This is a genomic window from Priestia sp. P5_B4, assembly GCF_056400385.1.
Genome location: NZ_JBFULJ010001171.1, coordinates 1 through 961 on the forward strand (window position 1 = coordinate 1; position 961 = coordinate 961).

Genomic DNA, 961 nt, shown 5'->3' on the forward strand with positions numbered 1-961 from the left:
ATATAGTACTACGAAACTTATAAAGCTTTTTAAAATGGGCTAAACATCAAAAATAAAATCAATTATTTAATATCTATAAAATACATAATAAACTTTATAGATACTGAAAAGACCTTATTAACATATTAATTAGGGTCTTTTTATCATTATTTCTTATTCCCATTAAATCCAACGATCTATATTACTTTCAAAGCACTTTATTTCACCTTATCTTTTTCTTTTGAATCCAAAACTCACCATATAAGCTATTGCTAATGAGATAAAAGCAGCAATACTAAACTTTATGTAAGAAATCTCTAAAGCCCAAAGGCCGTATTTGTCTGCATTTAAACGATACATAGACCACCACTGTCCATTTTCACCTTTGAATAATGAAACGACAATCCACAAAAGAACTAAGAATAAAAACCATGAAAAAAAGATAATATAGTTAGTCATTTTCTTATTCATTTGCCATCTCCTTTATCTTCCAAATTTACTCGCAATATTCTTGTCTCCTATTATATTAACAATAATCGGGAAAACTTTAGAGTTTTTATTGAATAAAGAACATTTGTTCGTATATAATAGAGAACAAACGTTCTTTATTTGAGGAGTTATTCCAATGGATTATGAATATCTACCAAACAGAGTCATTATTTGTATTGATATGAAAGCATTCTTTGCTTCTGTTTCATGCGTGATACGTAGGCTAGATCCATTAAAAACAAAGTTGGCAGTTGTAGGGGATACAAAGCGGTCGGGATCAGTTGTGTTAGCTGCCACACCCTTATTAAAGAAAGAAGGGATCAAAACAGGCAGCCGTCTTTTCGACATTCCTAGAAGGAAAGATATCCATGTCGTAAATCCATCCATGGAAAGGTATGTCAAGGCTTCGAACTATGTTTCTAGTTTGGTATTACAGTATGTGGCTCCTGAGGATTTTCATGCGTATAGCATTGATGAGTTGTTTATTGATGCC

The 961-nt window shown here is 31.6% G+C and carries 2 protein-coding genes; one reads left to right on the forward strand and one right to left on the reverse strand.

The genetic code is table 11. From position 1 onward, the window contains the following. Positions 1 to 207: 207 nt before the first annotated feature. The gene (locus AC1DRF_RS29690; RefSeq protein ID WP_043981873.1) at positions 208 to 450 is read right to left on the reverse strand and encodes a hypothetical protein; all 243 of its coding nucleotides are present in this window, start codon (positions 448 to 450) and stop codon (positions 208 to 210) included. Positions 451 to 604: 154 nt separating this feature from the next. On the opposite strand from AC1DRF_RS29690, the gene AC1DRF_RS29695 reads away from it, so the two are divergent. Beyond that, positions 605 to 961 (forward strand): Y-family DNA polymerase (locus AC1DRF_RS29695; protein ID WP_477742531.1); only part of this gene is annotated, 357 nt, incomplete at its 3' end.

Bases quoted from the DNA above. Each gene is read 5' to 3' on its own strand.
- AC1DRF_RS29690 (WP_043981873.1), bottom strand. From the start codon at position 450: ATGAATAAGAAAATGACTAACTATATTATCTTTTTTTCATGGTTTTTA.